Here is a 13,442-nt window from a genome sequence, read left to right as displayed (position 1 = left end):
GGCCGGGCCGGGCGCCCGGCGGCGGCGGGCCGGGGCGTGGGTTCTGATACGGATTGGGACCTGGGTGTGAACTCCGTGGAGGACGGCCGCCGTGCGGTTCATCGCCGTAGGGGGAAGTCTCGTAGGGCGAATTCACTGACAAGATCTCCATAACTCGTAACGGTGCGGGTGGCTCGGGGCGGTCACGTCGACCGCGGCGGACACGTGGTGGCTCCGCGAGTCACCCGACGGGCAGATGACCAGGCATTTCATTCGGCTGCGGTGCGCCGGGTCCCGGTGCGACGCCGCGTTGGCGCCGGCGTGGTCCCGAGGACGTAGGACTGCACCAGATGATTCCAGCTGCAGCTGCGGCATACCTCGACGACATGGACCGAGAACTCCTCACGAGTCTCGGCCAGGCGAGTCAGCTCCTCCGGGGTCCGAGCCGATCCCGCCACCGGTCCGAGACCGTCGCCGTAGACCCAAGATACAAGCGTGAGCTGTTCTTTCCGGCAGATCGGGCATGTGACCTCGCTCCCCCGGCCGTGGAACTTCGCCGCACGCAGCAGGTAGGGATTCGCATCACATACCTCGGCGACATCGACGCGGCCCGCATACACGTCAGCCAGCAACGACCGACGCCGGAGGGCGTAGTCGACCACTTGCCGCTGGATTCGCACGAGAACCAGAGTAGCGGTGTTGCCGAGGGGCCGCCCCGGCTCAGGGGTATGAGAAACCCGGTAGATCGTGCTTTATATCGCCCACGACTGTGCAGCGTTATATCGCTCCGATATAGTTTGGAGTCGCATCCATCGGTTAGGTCTGTACATAGTCAGGGAGGTGAAGCCCGGTGCTCGAGCTGGCAATCCTCGGGCTGCTCCTCGAATCGCCCATGCACGGTTACGAGCTGCGCAAGCGGCTCACCGGCCTGCTCGGCGCGTTTCGGGCCTTCTCCTACGGGTCGCTCTATCCCACGCTGCGCCGTATGCAGTCGGACGGACTGATCGCCGAGGAGATCCCAGCGGGTGTGGTCACGCGCCGTGCCCGCCGCGTCTACCAACTGACTCCGGCGGGCCGCGAGCGGTTCAGCGAACTGCTCGCCGACACCGGACCGCAGAACTACACCGACGACGGCTTCGGCGTCCACCTCGCCTTCTTCAGCCGCACCCCCGCGACAGCGCGGATGCGGATTCTGGAGGGCAGGCGGCGTCAGGTCGAGGAGCGCCGAGAAGGACTCCGGGAGGCGATCAAGAAGGCCAGCGGGTCGCTCGATCGTTACACCCGGCAGCTCCACCAGCTCGGACTCGAATCAAGCGAGCGCGAAGTGCGCTGGCTCAACGAGTTGATTGCGGCGGAGCAATCGACGAAGGCGGCACCACAGAAAGAGGGAAATATCGGCCATGAGTGATGACAAGAAGGCTGACAACGCCACAGAAGTTCGCGTCGCCATCGTAGGTGTGGGCAACTGCGCTTCCTCGCTGGTCCAGGGTGTGCAGTACTACAAGGACGCGGACGAGACCGCGACCGTGCCCGGCCTCATGCACGTCAAATTCGGCAAGTACCACGTCCGCGACGTGAAGTTCGTCGCCGCGTTCGACGTCGACGCCAAGAAGGTCGGTTTCGACCTCGCCGAGGCGATCTTCGCCAGCGAGAACAACACCATCAAGATCTCCGACGTGCCGCCGAGCGACGTTGTCGTGCAACGCGGTCCGACCCTCGACGGCATCGGCAAGTACTACGCCGAGACGATCGACCTCTCCGAGGCCGAGCCGGTCGACGTGGTGAAGGTGCTGAAGGACAACAAGGTCGACGTCCTCGTCTCCTACCTGCCGGTGGGTTCGGAAGAGGCCGACAAGTTCTACGCCCAGTGCGCCATCGACGCGAACGTCGCCTTCGTCAACGCGCTGCCGGTGTTCATCGCCTCCGACCCGGTGTGGGCTGAGAAGTTCACCAAGGCGGGCGTGCCCATCGTCGGTGACGACATCAAGAGCCAGGTCGGCGCGACCATCACCCACCGCGTGATGGCCAAGCTGTTCGAGGACCGCGGCGTGCAGCTGGACCGCACCATGCAGCTCAACGTCGGCGGCAACATGGACTTCAAGAACATGCTGGAGCGGGAGCGGCTGGAGTCGAAGAAGATCTCCAAGACCCAGGCCGTCACCAGCAACCTGAAGAAGGAAATGGGCGCCAAGGACGTGCACATCGGCCCGTCCGACCACGTCGGCTGGCTCGACGACCGCAAGTGGGCCTACGTCCGGCTCGAGGGTCGCGCCTTCGGCGACGTGCCGCTGAGCCTGGAGTACAAGCTCGAGGTGTGGGACTCGCCGAACTCGGCGGGCATCATCATCGACGCGGTGCGCGCGGCGAAGATCGCCAAGGACCGCGGCATCGGCGGACCGGTCATCCCGGCGTCCGCGTACCTGATGAAGTCCCCGCCGAAGCAGCTGGCCGACGACGTCGCCCGCGAGCAGCTGGAAGCCTTCATCATCGAAGCGTGAGTTAGCTGTGTTTTTGGCCGCGTGGCCGCGGCGTGTTCGTGGCCCCCTTAGTCTCGCGTCCGAGCGGACGAGACTCGCGCCTTCGGCGCATGCGCTTCGTCCACTCGGACGCGAGACGGGCCACGAACGGCGCTCGTAAGACTCGCGCTGTGGTGGTGCCGTAGGTCCATAAAAGCCGCCCGGAGGTTTACCTCCGGGCGGCTTTTGTTGGTGTGCTCAGTCCAGGGAGACGTAGACCTCTACCGAGGTCGGGCCGGTGTAGCGCTCGATCTCGGCGGTGTGCGAGCGGGTGATGGTTCCCGCGCTTTCGGCCTTGCGGACCTGGGCCCAGGCGGTGCGCAGGAGGTCGTAGGGCTTGTCGGAGACGACGAACTTGGCGTAGCGGCCGTGCGGGACACGGGTGAGTACGTCGCCCGCGTCCATCTCGTCCATCGAGGCCACCTCGTAGCCGAGCACGGCGACGGCGTGGTCGTTCTGGCCGATGTAGGCGGCCACCCTGGGCACGCTCTTCTCGCGCGCCAGGTAGCGGTCCCAGGTGAAGTTCACCAGGTCGAGGTCGCGCGCGGTCACCTCGCGCCCGGCCAGCGGAACGGTCAGTCCGGAGACCAGGCTCTCGTCCAACGTGACAATCTCGAAGTCCACAGTCTGTTCCTACCCGTCGACTTGATCGTCTGCCAGCGCTACGAATACTTCGGCCGTGCGCGCGTCGGGATAGTGCTCCCAATCGCCGGTGTAGGCGCGCACGAAACGGCCCGCCGCCTCGGCGTCCCACACCGAACGCCAGATGTGCACGATGGTGTCGCCGAGGTTGTCCCCGCTGGCGATGAATCGGGCGAATCGGCCCGCGGGCACCCTGGCCAGCACGTCACCGGGCAATAAGTCGTCGAGGCTGCGGCAGCGGTAGCCGACGATGTGCGTCAGATAGGAATTGATTTCCGGCGCGTGGTCCACGTACGCGGTCGTCGGCGGCCCGGGCAGCTGGCGAGCCAGGTTGCGTTTCCACGCCTCTTCGACTTTCGCGCGGCGCGGTCCTTCGACCGCGAGCGCCGGGCTGCGAAGTACTGTTCCCGCCACCAGCGTCTCGGGTTGGTCAACGACATTGAAATCCACCGGCGTAGCCCCTATGTCTCGTCTGTCTCCAATTGGCGGCGTCGTCGCTCGAGCGCATATCCTTCCGCATCGATCCCGCGGCATCGGCGTCGGCCTTGTCCGACACACTCGCTGTTCGCTCTCACTCTGGCAAACGATGCTGCCATGTCATGCGTTCCCCTGGGTGCAAGAAGGTCACAGCATCATCGCTATCGCGGTACCGGAATGGTCAGGCCGGGAAATATCTCCACTTCCTTGGGTCCCTCCGGTGCGGGCGGGATGATCACGATCGGTTCCCGCGGCGGACCCTGCGGCGGATTCAGGATGTCGTAGTTGCCGCCCGACGGTTTGTTCGCGCCCGGCGGCGCGGCCGTCGCCGCACCGTTGGTGGCCGGGAACTGTTCGATCGGGGTGCCGGCGAGCGCGCCGTCCATCACCTGCTTCCAGATGTCGGCGGGCAGGCCGGAGCCGTAGATGTCGGTGCCGCGCGCGGTGTGGATCGGTTGCGACTGTTCGGTGCCGATCCAGACCGCCGTGGACAGCGACGGGGTGAAGCCGATCATCCAGGCGTCCTTGTTCAGCTTGGACTCGCCGAGCTGGGTGGTGCCGGTCTTCGCCGCGGACGGACGGCCGCCGGCCAGGGCGTGGCCGTTGGAGTAGGCGGCGATCGGCGTCATCGCCTGGGCGGTGTTGTCGGCGATGGTGCGCGGGATGCGTTGCTGACCCTCGGGCAACTGCTTGCCGACCTGTTGTTCGGGCGCGCCGCGGTCGAGCAGCACGCGCCCGTCGCCGGTCACCACTCGCTGCACGAAATACGGCTGGTGATACACGCCGGACGCGCCGATCGTGCCGTACGCGGAGGCCATGTCGATCGGGCGAACGAGGTACTGCCCCAGCACGATTCCGTTCAGCGGCCGCCCGCCGTCCTCGGTGAGGGTCTTGCCCGCCACACCGGGGATCTGTTCCGGAATGCCCGCCGCGTGTGCCGCGTCGGCGATGGCCTTGGGTCCGTCGAACATCGACATGGTCATCCGGTAGAAGCTGGTGTTGAGCGAGCGCTTCAGCGCCTCGGCCATGGTGCAGCGGCCGCAGGTCTCACCATCCACGTTGGTGATCTTGGTGCCCCGGTCGGTGACCGGTGAACTGTCCAGCATGCGGTTCAGCGGAATGCTCTGCTGCTGGGCGGCGATCACCGCGAACGGCTTGAACGCCGATCCGGTCTGCAACGGCGCCTGGGCGTAGTCGTAGCCGATGCCGTCGTCGCCGCCGTAGTAGGCGCGCACCGCGCCGGAGCGCGGATCGATCGAGACGACCGCGGCGCGCAGTTCCGGCGGCTGGCCGCTGAGCCGGTTGTGCACCGCGTCCAGCACGGCCTGCTGGGCTTTCATGTCGATGGTCGTGGTGATCTGCAGCGCGCCGGTGTTCAGTTCGTGCTCGCTGATGCCGGAGGAGCGTAGTTCGCGCACCACCTGGGTGCGGATCAGGCCCTCGGGGCCGCGGGCCACGTTGTCGTCGGGGATCTCGCTGAGCGGGATGATCGCCGGGAAGGTGGTCGCGTCCCGGTCGCCCGGCGCCAGCACGCCCATCTCGACCATGCCGTCCAGCACGTACTTCCATCGCGCCGTCAGATCCGGCAGGTGCGTTTCGGGGTCGAGGATGGACGGCGTGCGGACCAGCGCGGCGAGCACCGCGCCCTCGGCCAGGGTCAGCTGGTTCACCGGTTTGTTGAAGTACGCCTTGGTCGCCGCCGCGATGCCGTAGGAACCGCGGCCGTAGTAGATGGTGTTGAGGTAGGCGGCGAGGATGTCGTCCTTGCTCCACTGCCGCGCCATCTTGGCCGCGATGACCAGCTCGCGCATCTTCCGGGTGAGCGTGCGCTCGGAACCGAGGAAGGCGTTCTTCACGTACTGCTGGGTGATGGTGGAGCCGCCGCCGGCGTTGTCCCGGCCGAGCATGTTGTCGCGGGCGGCGCGCAGGAAGCCGGAGGTCGAGTAGCCGGGGTTGCTGTAGAAGTTGCGGTCCTCAGCGGAGAGCATCGCGTTGCGGACCGGCTCGGGCACCTCGGCCAGCGGGACCGGCGTGCGATTGCCGTTGGGCGGCACCACCTTGGCGATCACCGTGCTGCCGTCGGCGGCGAGCACGGTGGCGATCTGATTGGTCTGCACCGAGCCGGGTTCGGGGATTTCGGCGCTCCAGTAGACGAGCACGAACAGCAGCGTCGGTACCGCGCCGAAGATGATGAACAGGGCGAGCACCAGCCGACGGAAACGTTCGGCTCGGGTGCGCGGGGGGTGGTCCGGGTCGGGCGTGGGTGTCGGTCGGGGCGTCTTGGGCTTCGCGGCGGGACGCTTACCGCGCTCGGTGCTGCCGCCCAGCTCGTTGAAGCCGGCGATCGACGCATAGGGCGGGGACTCCGGTGCATCCTTTCGCCGTTTGCGAAAAGAATTCACGACGCTGCCTCGCCGGCTCCCCGGTGCCGGCTCACGACGCTGCCTCGCCGGTGCTCGGCCCCGTCGCGCCCGCGGACGCGCGGTGTCCCTGGCTCACTCGCTGGCGCTCGTTCACGATCATCTCCTCCCGGAGCGTCGGCCGAAACTCACCTGCACGAACAACGATCGGAAATGGCCCCCACGAGCCCGACTTTACTCGCGCCGTGGGTGACCCGCGATGCTATCACCGGCCCGCCGGGGTACGGCCGGATTCCGGTGATAGCTCGAAAAACGTGCTGTGAGCGGGTGTTCTAGCTCTTGACGCCACCCGCGGTGAGGCCGGAGATGATGCGGCGCTGGAACAGCAGCACCATGATGACCAACGGGATCGACACCATGACGCCCGCGGCCATGATCGCGGCGTACGGCTCGACCAGCGGGTTGTTGCCGGAGAAGCGGGCGACCGCGACGGTGACCGGCTCGGTGCTGCCGCTGGAAAGCAGTCGGGCCAGCAGGTATTCGTTCACCGCGGCGATGAAGGCCAGGATCGCGGTGGTGAATACCGCGGGCGCCGCCAGCGGCAACATCACCAGCCGGAACGCTTGCAGTTTGGTGGCGCCGTCGATCCGCGCGGCCTCTTCGAGCTCCCACGGCAGTTCGGCGAAGAACGAGGCCAGGATGTAGACGGTCATCGGCAGCACGAACGAGATGTTCGGGATGATCATCGCCTGGTACTTGCCGATCCAGCCGAGGTTGGTGAACAGCTGGAACAGCGGGGTGACCAGCACGACCACCGGGAACATCGAGGCGCTCAGGATCAGCCCGGACACCACGTACTTGCCGCGGAACGTCAGGCGCGCCAGCGCATAGGCGGCGAGCACGCCGAGCACCAGCGCGATCACCGTGGTGATGGAACCGATGATGACGCTGTTGCCCAGCGCCCTGCCGAAGTTGTTGCCACGGCTGGTGTCGAACGCGTTGCGGAAGTTCTCCAGCGTGAGATGCGTCGGCCACGGCGTGCTGTCGAAGGTGTAGGCGGGATCGCGGAACGCGGTGACGGTCATCCAGTAGAACGGCCCGAGTCCCCAGATCAGCACGATCGCCACGCCCGCGTACAGCCGCACCGACTTGAGCCGCTGCGTCCACGGAACCGAGGGCGCGGCAGGCTTTTCCGCAGTCCGAACCGACATCAGTGCGCCTCCCGCTGTTCTTCCTGGGTCCGGACGGCGTTGGCGCCGAGGACCTTCACCAGCACGAAGGCCACCGCGAAGATCATCAGGAAGGTGATCGTCGACAGCGCGGCCGCGCTGTTGGGACCCTGCCGGACCTGATCGACCACCAGGATCGACACCACCTGGGTGGACGGGTTACCGAGGGTCATGATCGCGGGCAGGTCGTACATGCGCAGCGCGTCCATCGTCCGGAACAGCACCGCGACCAGCAGCGCCGGCTTGAGCAGCGGCAGCGTGATCTGGGTGAACCGCTGCCAGGCGGTGGCGCCGTCGACCTTGGCCGCCTCGTAGACGTCGGCCGGGATCACCTGCAGGCCGGCCAGCAGCAGCAACGCCATGAACGGCGTCGTCTTCCACACGTCGGCGGCGATCACCGCGAACCGCGCGGGCCACGCATCGGAGGTCCACAGGATGTTCGTGCCGAGTACCCGGTTCACCACCCCGTCGTACTGGAACATGAACTCCCACAGCCGCGCGGTGACCGCCGTGGGGATCGCCCACGGAATCAGCACCGCGGCGCGCAGCAGTGCCCGCCCCTTGAACGTCTTGCCCATCACCATGGCGAAGCCGAGCCCGAGCGTGGCCTCCAGCGTCACCGTGACCACGGTGAAGAACAGCGTGATCAGGATGGCCGCCCAGAACTGCGAACCGAGGTTGCCGGTCGGGCAGCTGACCATCTCGCCGCCCGCCTGGCATTGCTGCAGCAGCCAGTGCGTGTAGTTCGAGAAGCCCGCGCTGCCGCCCTCGACGAACATGCCCGTCGCCGGGTCGAGACCCGAATCCTTCTGGAACGACATCCACAACGCCCGGATGACCGGGTAGCCGATGACCACGGCCAGCGCCACCATCACCGGCGCGACGAACATCCAGGCTTTGCCGGAGCGCCGCATTTCCAATGCCAGGGTCTCGCCGAGGCCACGCTTGCGTGGCAGGAATTCCTCACTCGGCACAGTGCTGGCCGCTCCCGAAGGATCCGACACCGTTTCTCTCTCCTACGGGTCTCGTCGGGTCCGCTGCGCTATCCGCTCTACGATCCCGCGGTCTCGATGCCCTTCTGCATCCCGATGATCGCGTCATCGATGGTCTTGGTCTGCTTCAGCGCAGCATAAGCGTTGTCCTGGATGGCTTTCGACACCGCCGGGTAGAAGGGGGTGACCGGCCGCGGCACCGCGCTGGAGATGGAATCCTTGAGCGCGGGCAGGTACGGCATCTTCGCGATCAGCGCCGGGTCGTCGTACATCGAGGCGCGCACCGAGGGCAGCGCGCCCGAGGCGACGATGTGCTGGGCGTCCTCGCTGATCAGGAAGCGCAGGAAGTCCAGCGCCGTGGCCTTGTTCTTGGAGTACGCGCTGATCGCCGCGTTGTAACCACCGAGGGTGGACGCGCCGACACCGTTCTCGCCGGGCAGCGGGGCGACGCCGAACTTGTCCTTCACCGAGGAGGCGTCGCCGCCGACGTCACCGTAGGTGGACGGCCACGAACGCAGGAACATGAGGTTGCCCTGGGCGAAGGCGTTGCTGCTCTCCGGCTCCTTGAAGGTGATCGCCTCCGGCGGGATGTCGCCGTTCTTGTAGGCGTCGACCAGGACCTTCAGCCCGGCCCGGGACTGCGCGCTGTTCCCCGTCGGGGTCTTGCCGTCGGCGCCGACGAGGCTACCGCCGTAGGCGTTGATCACCTCGGCGGTGTTCACCGTCAGGCCCTCGTACGGCGCGAACTGACCGGCGTAGCAGCCGATGTTCTGCTCCTTGGCGAGCGGGCACTGGTCCAGCAGCTCTTTCCACGTCTTGGGCGGGTTGGGCACCAGATCCTTGCGGTAGAACAGCAGGCCGCCGTTGGTGTTCCGGGGCGCCGCGTACAGCGTGTTGTTGTAGGTGGCGCTGGCGACCGGCGGGGAGAGCAGCGCGGAGGTGTCGATGGCGAAGGAATCCTTCAGCGGCTGGATCCAGCCCTTCGCGGCGAACTGGGCGGTCCACGGCACGTCGAGCGCGACCACGTCGTAGTCGGACTGCTTGGAGCGCATGTGCTCGACCAGATCGTCGAACTGCTGCGAGGCGTCGTTCGACTGCTCCTTGAACGTCACCTGCTCGTCCGGGTGCGAGGCGTTCCAGCGCTCGATGAGCTGCTTGACCGCACCGGTCTCGGTGGTGTCCTTGCCCTCGACGTAGGTGATCGGCCCGCGCCCGGTGAGGTTCTGGCTCGTCGGACTGCCCCCGCTGTCACTGGAGCAGGCGCTGGTGAACGTCGCCGTCAGCAGCGCGACCGAGACAGCCGCGAGCGCGGCCTTCGGTACGAGCGACGTACGTAGGGACGACACCTTTTTCACAGCCATCGTGGACACTCCAGATCGATCGTGAGCATTAGCACACCCTGCCGGTTGCACAACGCAAGATACATGGTGTGGCAGTGACTCGCGGGATTGTGGCGGGAAGTGCTCGCTACTCTGGCGTGTGATGACATCGCCGAACCCGGTTCCCGAGCGGATGCTGACACGCATCGGTGGGCTGCTGCGCCAGGCCGAATCCACCGACAACGAGCACGAGGCGGAGGCGTTTCTGGCCGCCGCGCAACGACTGGCGACCCGGTCGTCGATCGATCTGACGGTCGCTCGTGCGCACGTCGCGGGGCGTGAGCGCCGCGCGACGCCGATCCAGCGCATCATCGCGATCGGCGAACCAGGCAAGCGCGGGCTGCGCACCTACGTGCAATTGTTCGTCGCCATCGCGCACGCCAACGATGTGCGCTGCGATGTCGCTCGCACCTCGACTCAGGTGTACGCCTACGGTTTCGACTCCGACATCGATACCTGCGAGGCGTTGTACGCGAGTCTGCTCGTGCAGATGGTGCGTGCGTCCGACCAATACATCAAGTCCGGGCAGTACCGCTCGGCCACGGTGGAGAAGGTGGTCACCGAAAAGCGCTGGGGGCGCAAGGTGCAACGCACAGTGCAGGCGCCGGTCGCGGGGGTGACGGCGCGGCTGAACTTCCAGATGGCGTTCGCCGCGCGGATCGGGCAGCGGCTGGCCGCGGTCAAGGCGGAGGTCGAGGCCGAGGCGGTGCCCGCGGACAATACGGCGGCGGGCACGGCGCTCGCGTTGCGCAACAAGGAGATCGAGCTCACCGATTTCTATGCCAGCACCTCCGAGGCGCGCGGGACCTGGCGGGGTCCGCAGGCCTCGGCCGGGCATTCGGCGGCGGCCCGGCGGGCGGGTGACCGCGCGGGTAAGGCGGCTCGGATCGGTACCTCACCGGAGCTCGGGGCGGCGCGCGGGCAGTTGACGACGCGCCGGTCGCGCGGTTCGACCAATGGATCGGCATGAGTTTCAGGCAGTTCGGGCTGCGCGTGCTTCCTGGCGTGGTCGCGCAGGGGGCGGCGTGAGCTCCGCCCACCTTCGGCTCGGCGCGTGTCTTCAGGTGGCCTCGCAATGGTTCGGTGACTCGGGTCGCATCGGCGCGTGCGGGGGACGATGCTGGTGAGCGTGCGAGATACTCAGCGCGCCAAGGTGTACGACGCCGAGCAGTTGGTGCGCGGCATGTTCGATCGGGCCGACGAGCACGGCAGCCGGACCGTCGAGTTGTACGGGTCGCATCTCACGTTGCCGATCGAGCGGCGCTTCGCCTCGGTGGCCTCCGTGCAGAGCTACGCGGACAAGGTTCTCGCCCTGAATTGGGTTCGGGCGCAGTGGGATCGGGCGGGCACGGCGGTGCGGGTCCGGTCTCGTGCCGGTGCGACCGCCGCGCACTATGAGGCCGCTGAGGGCGTGCTCGCCGTACCGCTGCACAGCGGCGGGCGGGCGTGGGCGTTGCGAGAGTTGGTGGTGCTGCACGAATTAGCGCACCATCTCGAATCCGCGCCCGGCTCGGTGGCCCCGCACGGCCCCGAATTCTGCGCCCGCTACCTCGAATTGGTCGACGGCATCATCGGGCCGGAAGCGGCACTGGTGCTGCGCGCGACCATGCTGGGTTGCGGTGTGCGGCTCGGGTAGTCCCGGCTTGCGCGGACACTTTCGGGCGGCCGAGGTGGTTTTCGGTGCGGCAGACGCGAAAAGTGTCCGCTCAGACCGCTTCCGGCGGTGAGTCGACCAGTCGCAGCACCCGCTCGAGCCGCTGTTGCCACCATGCGGTGCGGTCCGGGTCCTGCTGCCGGTACTGCTCGACGAGGGCGGGATCGGGCTGGGGTGGTGTCCTGGGCACCGGCAGATAGCCGTCGAGCTGACGCAGCGAATCGCTGACCACATCGCCATTGAGCAGCGACAATGTGCCCAGCCCGCAGGCGAATTCGAGTTCGGGGAGGGCACCGGCGAGGGCGAGTTGAGCGGCGAGGCCGACGCTGGTTTCCAGTGCGGAGGAGACCACACAGGGCAGACCAGCCGCTTCGGCCACCCGCAGTGCGCGGCGAACCCCGCCCAGCGGAGTGCATTTCAGGACCGCGATGTCGGCGGCACCCGCGACGGCGACTTTCAGCGGGTCCTCGGCGCGGCGGATGGATTCGTCGGCGGCGATGCGCACGTCCACCCGGCGGCGGACCGCGGCCAGTTCCTCGATGGTCCGGCAAGGCTGTTCGACATACTGCAAACCGCCTGCCGCCTTGTCGATTCGGGCGATGTGCGCGACTGCGGTATCGACGTCCCAGACGGCGTTCGCGTCTACCCGGATGGCACCGTCCGGACCGAGCGCGTCGCGCACCGCCTCGACCCTGGCCAGGTCTTCGGCGAGCGAAGCGGGATGGTCCGCGACCTTCACCTTCGCCGTGCCACAGCCCGACCCGGCGACGATCGCGTGCGCGCGTTCCGGATCGACCGCGGGGACCGTGCAGTTGATCGGTATCCGGTCGCGCACCGGTTCCGGCCAGCCGACCGTCACCTGCTCGAGCGCGGTGGCCAGCCACCCGGCCGCTTCCCGGTCGTTGTACTCGGTGAACGGGCAGAAGTCGCCCCAGCCGAGTGGACCCCGGATCAGCATGCCCTCGCGCACGGTGATGCCACGGAAACGGGTGCGCATCGGGATCGCGTAGACGATGCTGTCGGCGGCGTAGTCGCTCATCGTTGCCAGCTTAACGGGCACCGTCGCGGCAGGACCGGGCTCGCCTGCCGGGCCGTTTCCGCTGTTCGCCCCGGATTTCCCCCAGGCGGACTGAGTAGTTTTGCGGTACTCCACGCACCGGCCGACCGCGATTCTCAATGCATGACCTACTACGGCACCACTCCCTACGGGCCGGCTCAGCCGCACACCCGGCCGCAGACGCGGGCCTGGGATCTGGCGCTGGCGCTCACCTTGTATGCCGGTGCAGCAGCGCTGGGTCTCGTCGCCGCCTACTGCACCGTCTTCTTCGCGTTCGCTACCGACTCGTGCGGCCCGGACAAGTGCCGCGAGGACTACTTGGGCGCCGCCTTCCTCGTCTCCTGGGGCGGCACCGCGCTCGCCCTGCTCGGCGCACTGATCATGATCATCGTGGCCGCGGTCAAGCGCTGGTACATGTGGTACTGGCCGGTGCTCGCCGCGCTGATGATCGTCGCCTCGTTTCTCGGCGGGGTCGCGCTGGCCTCCCAGGTGACCGGCCGCTGAGCGTCCGTCGGATGTGAATGCGAGTCCTGCGCCGCGCACGACTGCGCAGGGAATCGCCGACGACGGCGCACGTGGCGAGCGAATTCGCGCGCGGGCGTCGCAGGCTGCTGCGCACGAGTTGTGGCGCTGCGCGTGTATCTCCGGGCAGTTCACGTGGCGGACGAGTTCGGGAGTGGGTGCCGGACCGATCCTGTTGCACAGCGATTGTGCTGCTGCGCACCGGATCGTCAGCGAATTCGGGGCCGGAACATTGCAAGCGTCATGATGCGGCACTCGTCTGCGCGGGTCATCCTGGGAGTATGGCGAGGGAACCTCGAGGCGGGGTGCCGGACCTCGTGCGCGCGGTGGCCGGTTCGCTGGTCGCCGTCGGGTGTGCCTGGGTGGTGGCGTCTTTCGTGTCGCTGTACGAGGTGGTTGCCGGCGATGACCAGGATGGGCGGGCGTGGCGATATCTCGCGGTGGCGCAGGTGGTCGGGTGGGGCGGCATTGTGGCGTCGTTGCTGTGGGCGGTCGTGCTCATGGTGCGGAAGGTGCGTGACCGCAGGCCGATCGGCTGGACGCCGCTGATCGCGGTGCCGTTGATCCTCGAATCCTGGGTGGCCGGATTCCTGATCGCGCTGGTGCTTGTCTCGATTTGAGCTGGTGCTCGTCTC

Annotated in this window: 14 protein-coding genes; 6 read left to right on the top strand and 8 right to left on the bottom strand. The window is 67.3% G+C overall.

Going from position 1 to position 13,442, the window contains the following annotated elements:
- Positions 1–248: 248 nt before the first annotated feature.
- Positions 249–659: a DUF5318 domain-containing protein gene (locus tag DBO33_RS01070; protein ID WP_159080092.1), complete on the bottom strand. Its 411-nt coding sequence runs from the start codon at positions 657–659 to the stop codon at positions 249–251.
- A gap of 170 nt (positions 660–829) precedes the next feature.
- On the opposite strand from DBO33_RS01070, the gene DBO33_RS01065 reads away from it, so the two are divergent.
- Positions 830–1,387, top strand: coding sequence for a PadR family transcriptional regulator (locus tag DBO33_RS01065; protein WP_107653374.1), 558 nt, complete (start codon positions 830–832; stop codon positions 1,385–1,387).
- A complete protein-coding gene (locus DBO33_RS01060; protein ID WP_107653373.1) occupies positions 1,380–2,477 on the top strand; it encodes an inositol-3-phosphate synthase in 1,098 nt (365 codons plus the stop codon). Before DBO33_RS01065 ends, DBO33_RS01060 begins: the two co-directional genes overlap by 8 nt.
- Positions 2,478–2,693: 216 nt before the next feature.
- On the opposite strand, the gene DBO33_RS01055 is transcribed toward DBO33_RS01060, so the two are convergent.
- From DBO33_RS01055 to DBO33_RS01030, 6 genes are all read right to left on the bottom strand, one after another.
- Entirely contained in the window at positions 2,694–3,119 is a 426-nt protein-coding gene (locus DBO33_RS01055; RefSeq protein ID WP_107653372.1) for a GyrI-like domain-containing protein, read from the bottom strand.
- Between the two features lie 9 nt (positions 3,120–3,128).
- A complete protein-coding gene (locus DBO33_RS01050) occupies positions 3,129–3,587 on the bottom strand; it encodes a GyrI-like domain-containing protein (protein ID WP_107653371.1) in 459 nt (152 codons plus the stop codon).
- 188 nt (positions 3,588–3,775) lie between these two features.
- A complete protein-coding gene (locus DBO33_RS01045) occupies positions 3,776–6,016 on the bottom strand; it encodes a transglycosylase domain-containing protein (RefSeq protein ID WP_234390632.1) in 2,241 nt (746 codons plus the stop codon).
- A 290-nt stretch (positions 6,017–6,306) separates the two neighbouring features.
- Positions 6,307–7,185, bottom strand: a complete 879-nt coding sequence (locus tag DBO33_RS01040; RefSeq protein ID WP_107653370.1) for a carbohydrate ABC transporter permease — start codon at positions 7,183–7,185, stop codon at positions 6,307–6,309.
- Complete coding sequence (locus DBO33_RS01035; RefSeq protein ID WP_199856505.1) at positions 7,185–8,207, bottom strand: carbohydrate ABC transporter permease; 1,023 nt, start codon at positions 8,205–8,207, stop codon at positions 7,185–7,187. The genes DBO33_RS01040 and DBO33_RS01035 overlap by 1 nt, the downstream gene beginning before the upstream one ends.
- Before the next feature lie 47 nt (positions 8,208–8,254).
- On the bottom strand, positions 8,255–9,556 hold the full coding sequence (locus DBO33_RS01030) for an ABC transporter substrate-binding protein (protein WP_107653369.1): 1,302 nt from the start codon (positions 9,554–9,556) through the stop codon (positions 8,255–8,257).
- Between the two features lie 121 nt (positions 9,557–9,677).
- On the opposite strand from DBO33_RS01030, the gene DBO33_RS01025 reads away from it, so the two are divergent.
- Together DBO33_RS01025 and DBO33_RS01020 are read left to right on the top strand one after the other, a co-directional pair.
- Positions 9,678–10,544 (top strand): DUF2786 domain-containing protein, encoded by an 867-nt coding sequence (locus DBO33_RS01025; RefSeq protein ID WP_234390631.1) that lies wholly within the window; start codon positions 9,678–9,680, stop codon positions 10,542–10,544.
- A 150-nt stretch (positions 10,545–10,694) separates the two neighbouring features.
- Positions 10,695–11,210, top strand: a complete 516-nt coding sequence (locus DBO33_RS01020; protein ID WP_107659845.1) for a TIGR04338 family metallohydrolase — start codon at positions 10,695–10,697, stop codon at positions 11,208–11,210.
- A gap of 70 nt (positions 11,211–11,280) precedes the next feature.
- Here the strand turns inward: DBO33_RS01020 and DBO33_RS01015 are convergent, their stop codons facing one another.
- Positions 11,281–12,267: an o-succinylbenzoate synthase gene (locus DBO33_RS01015; protein WP_107653367.1), complete on the bottom strand. Its 987-nt coding sequence runs from the start codon at positions 12,265–12,267 to the stop codon at positions 11,281–11,283.
- Between the two features lie 141 nt (positions 12,268–12,408).
- On the opposite strand from DBO33_RS01015, the gene DBO33_RS01010 reads away from it, so the two are divergent.
- Positions 12,409–12,789, top strand: coding sequence for a hypothetical protein (locus DBO33_RS01010; protein ID WP_107653366.1), 381 nt, complete (start codon positions 12,409–12,411; stop codon positions 12,787–12,789).
- Between the two features lie 299 nt (positions 12,790–13,088).
- Positions 13,089–13,427 (top strand): hypothetical protein, encoded by a 339-nt coding sequence (locus DBO33_RS01005; RefSeq protein WP_159080091.1) that lies wholly within the window; start codon positions 13,089–13,091, stop codon positions 13,425–13,427.
- Positions 13,428–13,442: the final 15 nt, after the last annotated feature.

The sequence above is a fragment of the Nocardia suismassiliense genome (assembly GCF_900269665.1).
In the GTDB taxonomy this organism is placed as follows: Bacteria; Actinomycetota; Actinomycetes; order Mycobacteriales; family Mycobacteriaceae; genus Nocardia; species Nocardia suismassiliense.
Note: the sequence above shows the minus strand (reverse complement) of the source record. Positions and strands in the feature narration are given on the sequence as shown.

Bases quoted from the DNA above. Each gene is read 5' to 3' on its own strand.
- DBO33_RS01060 (WP_107653373.1), top strand. From the start codon at position 1,380: ATGAGTGATGACAAGAAGGCTGACAACGCCACAGAAGTTCGCGTCGCC.
- DBO33_RS01040 (WP_107653370.1), bottom strand. From the start codon at position 7,185: ATGTCGGTTCGGACTGCGGAAAAGCCTGCCGCGCCCTCGGTTCCGTGG.
- DBO33_RS01030 (WP_107653369.1), bottom strand. From the start codon at position 9,556: ATGGCTGTGAAAAAGGTGTCGTCCCTACGTACGTCGCTCGTACCGAAG.
- DBO33_RS01025 (WP_234390631.1), top strand. From the start codon at position 9,678: ATGACATCGCCGAACCCGGTTCCCGAGCGGATGCTGACACGCATCGGT.
- DBO33_RS01015 (WP_107653367.1), bottom strand. From the start codon at position 12,267: ATGAGCGACTACGCCGCCGACAGCATCGTCTACGCGATCCCGATGCGC.
- DBO33_RS01010 (WP_107653366.1), top strand. From the start codon at position 12,409: ATGACCTACTACGGCACCACTCCCTACGGGCCGGCTCAGCCGCACACC.
- DBO33_RS01005 (WP_159080091.1), top strand. From the start codon at position 13,089: ATGGCGAGGGAACCTCGAGGCGGGGTGCCGGACCTCGTGCGCGCGGTG.